This window comes from Mycobacterium sp. TH-M15 (assembly GCF_057473705.1).
Genome location: NZ_JBYCLB010000314.1, coordinates 1 through 9,573, shown reverse-complemented (window position 1 = coordinate 9,573; position 9,573 = coordinate 1). Strand labels below are relative to the sequence as shown.

Here is a 9,573-nt window from a genome sequence, read left to right as displayed (position 1 = left end):
CAACGTCGCCGCGTACGGTGGGCCTGCACCCGCCAATCACGGCAGGCGCCACCCAGGGCCAGACAGCTACGCCCCTGCTAAGTCGGAAGAGCCCGTTTGACGAACACGCCGGTGGTGCTACCGATAACGCGCGGCGGGAACTTTGCGCGTACCGCGGGTTTCGCCGTCTCACTTGCAAACGCTGGTACTCGCACAACCGGCGTCATACGCTGCGATCAACCCCGTGCAATCGACATCGGTTCTCGCAACGGGCGCAAGGTTGAACACGTCGATGCCGCGATCCTCGACGACGTGCTGGCCAAGCTCACCACGATCCTAAGCTGAACCGACAATGTGGCCTCCGCTACAGCTGCGCACCTGCCGTCGTTTGGCGTACCCGCAGCTTGCCCCTTCCCCGATAGTGGCCGGTGTTCTGCGGCGGGTCGGCGCGGTCAAGGTGCGCCCCGTAGGGGTGCCCGCGTAGCGGCCGGTGGGCCTTGACCGGGCCGGGCCGGGCCGCCGTCAGCAGAATGTCCGGCCCGGGGCAGGGGGTGTCGCCGGGAGTATCCGGAATCCGCACGCTCACATGCTCATGTCCAGGCCGTCGTCGCGGTCGTCGTAGTAGTCGCGTTGGGTGGTCCGGTCGCGTGCGTGTGTGGTGGCCCGGTCGCGTGTGTGTTGGGTGCGCAGTAGGTCGGCGTCGCCGCCGTGGGCTTCGGCTTCGGCGTGTTCGGCTTGCCACTGGTGGGTTTTTTCGCCGAGCAGTTGCCAGGCGTCGACGACGCGGGGGTGGGCTCCGTGTGCGAGCGTGAGTTCGGCGGTGTCGAACTTACTGAGTGCCCGGTCGGCGGCGTCGGTGGCGGTTTCGTGGCGGTCGTCGCGGTGCAGCACTTCGGTGAACATCGGGTCGCCTTCACGCTGACGTCGGACCTCGACGAGCTGCAGGAGTTGCTCGACGTGTCGGCCCGCTCGATCGGGGCGTTCGTCGATGCGACGGTCGCCGGGATCCGCCAGCAGATCCAAGTCGAACGGGACCAGCTCACCCGCGGCACCCACGCCGAACGTCGCGAACTCGTCGCCCTGATCCTCAACGGGGCGTCATTGGACGAGGACCGTATCGGAGGCGAACTCGGCTACGACTTAGCGCAGAGCCACACCGCGGCGGTGGTCTGGGGCGACGAGTCGGACCCCGCGCTGGCCGACCTGGACCGTGTCGTCGAGGAGGTGATATGCGGCCTTGACGGGCACCGACCACTGACGGTCCTGGCGAGTGCCGGCACACGTTGGGTCTGGCTGCCCGGCGAAACCGGTCCGGATTTGACCGGCGTCGGTCACGTGATCGACGGACTGCCCGGTGTACGAATGGCGGTCGGCTCCACCGCCGACGGACCCGAGGGCTTCCGGCGCAGCCACCTCGACGCCATCACCACCCAGCGGATGATGGCGCGGCTGAACTCGTGCAGGCAGATCGCGACGTTCGCCGACGTCGAGTTGATCGCGCTGATCACCGCCGCAGATCCCGAACAGACCGATCGCTTCATCAACCACACGCTCGGTGAGTTCGAGTCGGCCGACCCCGACCTGCACCGGACCGTCCTGACCTTCATCGACGCGCAGTGCAACAGTTCCCGCGCAGCGGCGCGGCTGTTCATCCACCGCAACACCCTGTTGAAACGGATCGCGTACGCCAACCGGCTCCTCCCGCGGCCGCTGGGGAGGGCCAGCGTGCACGTCGCCGTCGCGTTGGAGGTGCTCCAGTGGCGGCTCACCCCGTAGCCGCGCACGGTGTGTAGGCCGTTTTGGATTCAGGCGCTTCAGGCCGGTCCCACGCGGATCGCGACCAGGTGAGCCTTCGATAACACACTGATCACATCAGCAACTTTTATATCAAAAGCACTATTCTGTCACGGAGGGTCTTTTCCGGACCGTTTCGACCGTCGCGACCCGTGACGGGGTGACAGGGGGTTGTCGTGCGCGGCAGGGACGAGGTGTGATGAGCCTGCTGTTGCCGCACCCGCCCCGGGTGGTCGTCCCGAGGAATCGAATCCCGGCCCCAGCCGGCCGCCCGGTGCCGGCGGCGAGCCGGAGCCGGACGCTGCGCCGGGCGATCGCCGCCTCGGCGATCGGCAACGCCACCGAGTGGTACGACTACGGGGTCTATGCCGCGGTGGCGACGTATCTGACCGCCGCGTTCTTCCCCGTGCCGCTGGGCACCGTGGGCACCATGCTGGGCTTCGCCGTCTCGTTCGTGCTGCGCCCGCTCGGCGGCATGGTCTGGGGGCTGATCGGCGACCGCATCGGCCGGAAGCCGGTGCTGATGACGACGATCCTGCTGATCTGCGCGGCGACCGCGCTGATCGGGGTGCTGCCCACCCACGCAACGGTCGGCTGGTGGGCACCGGTGGTGCTGATCGCCCTGCAGGTGGTGCAGGGCTTCTCGGCGGGCGGCCAATACGGTGCCGCGGCGACGTTCATGGCCGAGTCGGCGCCGGACGCCAAACGCGGCCGCTACGGCTCCTTTCTGGAGGTCGGCAGCCTGGGCGGGTTCGTTCTCGGCAGCGCGGTGGTGCTCACCCTGGAGACGGTGCTGACCTACGACCAGATGGCGGCGTGGGGCTGGCGGATTCCGTTCCTGCTGGCCATCCCGCTGGGCCTGGTCGGCCTGCTGCTGCGCACCCGGATCGACGAGACCCCGGTCTTCCGGGAGTGCGCGGGCTGCGGCGAGATCACCGGCACCGTCCGGCAGCGCTTCGTTGATCTGCTGACCAACCACACCAGGTCGCTGGCGGTGATGTTCGCGATGGTGGTGGCACTCAACGGCACCGCCTACCTGCTACTGGCCTACCAGCCGACCTACCTGCACACCACCCTCGGTCTCGGGGAACGCAGCCGGTCGGCGATCATGCTGGTCGGCGAGCTGGTGATGATGGCGGCCATCCCGGTCGCCGGCGCCTGGTCGGATCGGGTGGGCCGCCGGCCGATGTGGGCGGCGTCGCTGCTGTTGCTGGGCGTGTCGGCGGTGCCGCTGTACTGGCTGATGGGGCAGGGGCCGGGCTGGGCGCTGGTCGCCTTCGCGGTGCTCGGGCTGCTCTTCGTGCCGCAGCTGGCCACCGTGACCGCGACGTTCCCGGCGATGTTCCCCACCCAGGTCCGCTTCGCCGGCTTCGCGCTCTCCTACAACGTGGCCACCGCGCTGTTCGGCGGTACCGCACCGCTGGTGGCCGAGACCGCGGTCGACGGCACCGGCTGGCGGCTGTTCCCGGCCGGCTACCTGATCGCCGGTGCGCTGGTCGGCCTGCTGGCGCTGCCGTTCCTGCGTGAGACGGTGGGCTGCACGCTGCGCGGCACCGAGATTCCGGGGCGGAGACCGAGCTGGAACGCGAGCTGGCGACGCTGAGCAGACGCAGAAACCCCCAAATAAGACCGAATCCGGGCGACTTTGCGTCTGCTCGCGGGCAGCGGCTGCCGACTACCGCTTGAGCTAGCGGTAGCAAGGCTACGGCTTGATCCGGATCTCGCCGGGCGACCACCAGCCGCTGTGGGTGGCGCTGCCCAGCTCGATGTCGGCCGGCTGGGCCGGCATGATGGTGTCGAACTTGCGCAGCGACCCCCAGTCGCGTCCCCAGTCCCGGGACAGGTAGGTCGCCATCACGTGCGCCCGCAGCAGCAGGTCGGTGATGCCCAGCAATCCGCCGTTGATGCCGTCTTCCCAGGTGTCGGTGTCCTGCTTCTTGGCCAGGTAGTCCGGGGTGATCCGGAACTTCGGCACCTCGGTGACGCCGTTGGCGTGCAGCATCGGCTGCTGGCACGGGAACGCCAGCCCCACCGCCCAGTCCATCAACACCGGCTGGTCCGAGCCGACGTACTCCTGCACCGACCGCAGATCCGGCACCCGCGGCGGGGTGAGCGCGATCCAGTCCCGCGGGGTCAGTGACAGGTCTTCGGCGACCACCCGGACCGCGACGGCGTCGGCCGGGATCTCGGCCCGCGGGTAGCGCAGATTGCGCCACGCCTTGGGCCACTCGCCGTAGAGGTCGTAGGGGACGATCGGCTTCCCGGCCGCCACCGGTGCGCCGTCCGGACCGGCCACGCCGTACTCCAGCAGCACGTTCTGCCCGCTGGTGAACCCGTTGAGCACGCTGTAGCCGGAGACCACGCCGGCGGCGGTGACCACCACCAGCGGGTGCGCGTCGTCGCGCGGCGGCAACGTGTACCACGCCGAGGTGAGCCGGCTCTGCCGCTGGGTGCCGGTGGTGTAGCTGCCGGCCAGCGGCGTCCGGGCCGGGTCCAGCCCGTAGGGCAGCGGCACCGTCGAGCCGTTCACGCCCGGCATCCGCCGGGCGATCGGCGCGTCCCAGTCGTAGTCGGTGCCCGGTTTGACGATCGTCTCCCGAACCGCCTCGGCGACGATGTGCTCGGGCACCCCGTTGGCGGTGTAGCCCACCGGGTTGGCCCCGCCGAGCGGGCCGAGCGGGCCGTACTCGCCGGGCAGCGGGGCGAGCGCGCCGGCGTTGGGGTCGGGTTCGACGAGCACGTCGTCGGCGAGGCCGCAGCCGCGGGCGAAGGCGCGCACGTTGGCGAGTCCGTTGGAGTAGGTGGGGTACTGGCGGACGATCCCGGCCACCATCGACCCGACGAACACCAGCACCATGAACGCGGCCGCCGTCGGGACCGGCGCCGCGGTCAGCGCCCGGGACAGCCGGCCCTCGCCCCGGTCGCGGGCGGCGAAGTGCAGCCAGGCCGCCCAGATCGCGACGACGACGAACAGGGCGAAGAACACCGTGCTGACCGTCACCCCGCCGATCTTCGGCTTGGTCGAGTTGAACGGCACCCCGTAGCTGGAGACATACCACCAGCCGTTGGTGGTGGACCAGCACAGCGCCAGCACGAACAGCACCGCCGCGGTGAACGCCATCCGGTTCCGCGACCAGCGCAGCACGGTGTGCGAGACCAGCACGGTGGCCAGCGCCGCCATCGCCGCGGCCACCGCGGCGAACAGGCCGAAGTGGTGCACCCACTTGGTCGGGGTGAACATCAGGAAGAACATGGTGGCGAAGATGACGCCCATCAGCCGCCACGCGGGCCCACTGGCCACCCCGGGGATCCGCTTGCGCCGCAACATGATGAACATCGTGGTGAACAGGCAGAGCGCAGCGATCAGGAAGCCGAACCGGCGGGACAGCGAACCGTCGACGGTGGGCAGGAACAGGTAGTAGTAGCGCAGGTTCTCGGTGAACCAGGCCTGGCTGGGGCCGATCGCGCCGCGGATCCGGGTGGCCTCGGCCACCGCGCGCAGCGTCTGGTCGAAGAACACGACGGTCAAGATGACGAAGCCAGCCGCCAGCATCGGCGCCAGCAGCGGCCAGGTGCCGACCTGCCGGTGCCGGCGCACCAGGATCCGCAGGATCGGCCGCCCGCCGGCGACCAGCGCGGCCACCGCGATCAGCCCGGTCGGCTGCACGCCCAGGGTGAACGCGGCGCAGACCACCGCCAGCGCGGCCGGGGTGAGCCGCCCGGTGTTCATCGCCCGCTCGATCAGCACGTAGGTGACCAGCGAGCCGAGCGCGATGATCGGCTCCGGCCGCAGGCCGTTGTTGAACGGCATCCAGGCCGCCAGCAACACCATCCCGGCCGCCCACATCGCCGGCCGGCTCGACGACACCGCCGGGCCCAGCCGGGGCAGCACCTCGCGGGAGAGCAGCAGCCAGCACAGCAGCCCGGCCAGCAGGTCGGGCAGCCGGATCCAGATGCTCTGGTCGCTGACGTGGGTCATCAGCGCCAGCAGGTTGTAGTACCAGCCGAACGGATCCTCCGGGCTGCCGAACCAGCGGAAGTAGTTGCTCATGTAGCCGGCGTGGTCGGCGACCCGGGCCATGCCCAGGATGTAGCCGTCGTCGGACGAGTTGGCGCCGATCACATACCAGAGCAGGAAGCCGAAGATCACCGTCGCGTCGGCCAGGCGGAAAAACCGCCAGCGGGTGGGGATCAGCCGGTGCATCCGCCGGCCGTCCATCCGGTCCAGCCGCCACAGCGCGACCAGCGACACCACCGCGGACAGGATCGCCAGGATGATCGCGGCCAGCTTCAGCGCGGTCGGCCGGGTGGAGAACCGGGTGTCGATGTCGGCGGAGAGCTCCAGCCCGGGCGGTGCCGGTCCGATCAGGTCGGTGAAGACGCCGACGATCTGCGGGCGCAGGTTCGGGTCGGCCCAGCCGGACTTCTTGGTCAACCCGTCGAAGGTGACGAAGGTGCCGGCGTGCGACGAGGCGATCTCGATCGCCGAACAGCCGGGAGTCCCGTCCGGTCCTTCCACCTTGGCGCGGGAGACGCTCTCCAACACCACGTTTCGGTCGGTGACGTCGACCCGGTCGGCGGTGACGGTGACGAACAGCCCCTGCAGCGCGGCTTCCTTGCCTTTGGCCGGCGCGGTGCCCAGCAGCAGCCCGCCCTCGGCCGGCATCGACCGCACCGCCGCGCACGGCACCCGCACCGTCATCGCCACCGGGGTCTGCGAGATCAGCGGCGCGGTGACGTTGACGAGCTGTCCGTGCTGCGGCCAGTTCAGTGTCGCGGTGGTCTGCACCACCGGCAGCAGCGGGGTGGCCAGCGACAGCAGGAAGCCGACCAGGCCGGCGACGGTGGCCGCCCACCGGGCCACCCGCACGTCGGTCCTGCTCGCCCGGATCGTCACAGCGCGCGTCATGGCAGCGCTCGAATCGGTCCGGGCCGGCTCCAGCCGGTGACGGTCACGGTGCCCTGCTCGACGACGGCGTCCGGGGCCACGGCGGCCGGGACCAGCCGGTGGTAGGCCTCCACCGAGCCCCAGTCCCGGTACCAGTCGCCGTTGAGGTAGGTCGGCACCGTCGAGGTCCACAGCATCGCCTGGGTGATCAGGAAGACGCCGCCGTCCTCGGCGGACTCCCACAGATTCGACGACGACGCGGTCTGCTTGTGGTCGGGCATGATCCGGTAATCCGGCAGTTCGGCGACGCCCAGGTGCTCGCCGAACGGCCGCTGGCACGGGAAGTTCGCCGCGGTGGCGATGTCCAGCAGCACCGGGGTCCGCGAGCCGATCAGCTGCTGGATGGTCTGCGTCACCGGCACCCGCGGCGGGGTGAACGCCAGCCACTGGTCGGTGGAGAGGTTCGGGTCGTTGGCGACGATCCGCACCGCGTCGGTTCCCGGCGGCGCCCAGGCCAGCGGGAAGCGCAAGCTGCGCCAGGAGTTCTGCGGGCCGATGTCGATCGGCTCCACCTGCCCGAGCGCTTTGATCGCACCGCTCGTGCCGCCGCCCGTGGTGCCCCACTCGAGTTTCAGCGGCTGACCGTAATCCAGCTTGCCGTTCTCGTCGTGCGACCAGATCGCCCCGGCGGCGGTGACCACCACGATCGGTGCCCGGTCCGGGGCGGCCGGCGGCAGCGGATACCACACCGAGGTGGCGTGCGCGGCGATCTGCGCCTGGTAGCTGCCCAGCACCGGCGTCACCGCCGGATCCAGCCCGAACGGCAGCGCCACCCGGGAGCCGTTCACCCCGGTCGGGGCGTCGGCCGGGATCTTGCCGCCCGCGGTGCCGGCCGAATCGCTCTGCGACGCACTGGGTTTGTTCGGCGAGGCGTCGGCGTTCACCACGCCGGGCTTGGCGATGACGGCCAGCGAGGACAGGTCGTCGGCGACCGCGTCGGGTCCGAAACCCACCGGGTCGGCACCGCCGAGCGGACCCAGCTCACCGTACTGCTGACCCGGCATCGGCTGCAGCAGACCGACATTGGGGTCCGGCTCAGCCAGCACGTCGTCGGCCATGGCGCAGCTGGTCGGCGACAGGCCGCTGGTGATGGCGGCCAGGTTGGCCTTGGCGGTGGTGTACACCGGGTAGCGGAAGACCGCGCCCTTGGCCATCGAGGCGACCTCCAGCAGCACCACGAAGGTGGCCACCACCAACAACGGCGTCGACGCCAGCACCCGGTTGCGCCGGGTGTCGGCCACCTGGGTGTGCCCGGAGTAGTCCTGCCGGAAGTGCTGCCAGCCGGCGATCAGGCCGGTGACGATCGAGGCCACCAGGAAGATCGTCGTCACCGGGTGCCCGGCGACCACCGGCTGGATGTCGAACCACGGCACCCCGTAGTTGCCGACGTAGAACCAGCCGTTCACCCCGGAGGTGGCCCAGGCCAGCAGGAACAGCAGCGCGGTGACGTACAGCGACAGGTTCCGCCGGTTGTGCAGCCCGATCCGGCCGAAGGTGAACGCGGTGAGCCCGGCCAGCGCACCGGTCAGCCCGGCGAAGCCGCCGAACTGCACCGCCCACTTGGTCGGGGTGAAGGTCAGCAGCAGCAGGCCGACCCCGGTGGTGCCGATCAGCCGCCAGGCCGGGCCGCTGGCCACCCCGGCCACCCAGCGGCGGCGCAGCAGCACCACCAGCATGGCGAACATGCAGAACAGCATCACCAGCACCGCGAATCGACGGGTCATCGACGCGTCGACGTTCTCCTCGACGGTCAGGAAGTAGTAGCGCAGGAACTCCTGGTACCAGGCGATCGTCGGGCCGACTTTGTATTTGATCCGCCAGGCCTCGGCCACGTTCGCGGCGGTCTGCGCCCGGAACACCACCACGACGATCAGCGACGCCGCCGCGGCCAGCACCGCCAGCGGGGCCAGCAGGCCGTCGGCGGCCCGGCGCCGCCGGATCACCTGCTCGATCGCCCGGCCGCCGGCCAGCAGCGCCGCCACCGCGATCAGCCCCTGCGGGGCCAGGGTCCCGGTCAGCCCTGCGGTCAGCACCGCGATCGCCGCGGGCACCAGCCGCCGGGTCGCGATGGTGCGCTCCACCAGCACCCAGGTGACGACGGTGCCCAGCGCGATCAGCGGTTCGGGCCGCAGCCCGTTGTTGAACGGCAGCCAGGCGGCCAGGAACATCATCGCCGCGGTGAACACCGTGACCCGGTTGTCGGCCAGGCCGCCGCGGGCCGGGCCGAGCCGCGGCAGCACGGACCGGCTGATGGTCAGCCAGCAGGCCATCCCGGCCAGGGTGGCCGGCAGCCGCATCCACACCCCGGCGGTGCTGACCGCCGCCAGGTGCGACAGCAGGGCCGGATACCAGTCGAACGGTGCCTCGGTGGTGCCGAAGTAGCGGTAGTAGTTGGCGACGTAGCCGGCCTTCGGCGCGATCCGCGCCATGGTCAGGTTGTAGCCGTCGTCGGACGAGATAGCCCCGATCAGGTGCCACAGCGCCAGCCCGGCGAGCACCCCGGCGTCTGCGATCCAGGTGGTGAGGCCGGCTCGCCGGGTGCGGCCGGGCACCCGGCGATGCGCGCCGGGCATGGCACGCCCCGGCTCTCCTCGCGCCGGCGCTCGTCGACCGGACCGGGAATCCAGCACCGCCAGCGCGCCGATCGACGCGGCGGCGGCCAGCACACCCAGGCCGAGCACGGCCGCCTTGACCACGGTCGGCCGGGTGATGAACCGGGTGTCGACGTCGATGCGGGCGTGCAGCCCGGGCTGCGGGGGCACGCTCAGGTCGGTGAAGATCCCGCCGACCTGGGGTTTCTTCTCCACCGGCAGGGTCTTGGCGGCGCCGGTGATGCCGACGAAGTCGGCGCC

General features: G+C 70.6%; 7 protein-coding genes. 3 read left to right on the top strand and 4 right to left on the bottom strand.

Annotated features, from left to right (window positions below):
* Positions 1 to 111: 111 nt before the first annotated feature.
* The gene (locus AC2VNT_RS07335; RefSeq protein WP_486946223.1) at positions 112 to 324 is read left to right on the top strand and encodes a type II toxin-antitoxin system PemK/MazF family toxin; all 213 of its coding nucleotides are present in this window, start codon (positions 112 to 114) and stop codon (positions 322 to 324) included.
* A 19-nt stretch (positions 325 to 343) separates the two neighbouring features.
* Here the strand turns inward: AC2VNT_RS07335 and AC2VNT_RS07330 are convergent, their stop codons facing one another.
* Positions 344 to 559, bottom strand: a complete 216-nt coding sequence (locus AC2VNT_RS07330; RefSeq protein WP_486946222.1) for a hypothetical protein — start codon at positions 557 to 559, stop codon at positions 344 to 346.
* Positions 560 to 561: 2 nt separating this feature from the next.
* Positions 562 to 882: a hypothetical protein gene (locus AC2VNT_RS07325; protein WP_486946221.1), complete on the bottom strand. Its 321-nt coding sequence runs from the start codon at positions 880 to 882 to the stop codon at positions 562 to 564.
* On the opposite strand from AC2VNT_RS07325, the gene AC2VNT_RS07320 reads away from it, so the two are divergent.
* A complete protein-coding gene (locus AC2VNT_RS07320) occupies positions 847 to 1,755 on the top strand; it encodes a PucR family transcriptional regulator (RefSeq protein WP_486946220.1) in 909 nt (302 codons plus the stop codon). The genes AC2VNT_RS07325 and AC2VNT_RS07320 overlap by 36 nt on opposite strands.
* Positions 1,756 to 1,972: 217 nt before the next feature.
* A complete protein-coding gene (locus AC2VNT_RS07315) occupies positions 1,973 to 3,376 on the top strand; it encodes an MFS transporter (RefSeq protein WP_486946219.1) in 1,404 nt (467 codons plus the stop codon).
* Between the two features lie 99 nt (positions 3,377 to 3,475).
* On the opposite strand, the gene AC2VNT_RS07310 is transcribed toward AC2VNT_RS07315, so the two are convergent.
* Positions 3,476 to 6,682, bottom strand: a complete 3,207-nt coding sequence (locus AC2VNT_RS07310; RefSeq protein WP_486946218.1) for an arabinosyltransferase domain-containing protein — start codon at positions 6,680 to 6,682, stop codon at positions 3,476 to 3,478.
* A partial coding sequence (locus tag AC2VNT_RS07305; RefSeq protein ID WP_486946217.1) for an arabinosyltransferase occupies positions 6,679 to 9,573 on the bottom strand: 2,895 nt, incomplete at its 5' end. The genes AC2VNT_RS07305 and AC2VNT_RS07310, both read right to left, overlap by 4 nt.

Bases quoted from the DNA above. Each gene is read 5' to 3' on its own strand.
- AC2VNT_RS07325 (WP_486946221.1), bottom strand. From the start codon at position 882: ATGTTCACCGAAGTGCTGCACCGCGACGACCGCCACGAAACCGCCACC.
- AC2VNT_RS07315 (WP_486946219.1), top strand. From the start codon at position 1,973: ATGAGCCTGCTGTTGCCGCACCCGCCCCGGGTGGTCGTCCCGAGGAAT.
- AC2VNT_RS07310 (WP_486946218.1), bottom strand. From the start codon at position 6,682: ATGACGCGCGCTGTGACGATCCGGGCGAGCAGGACCGACGTGCGGGTG.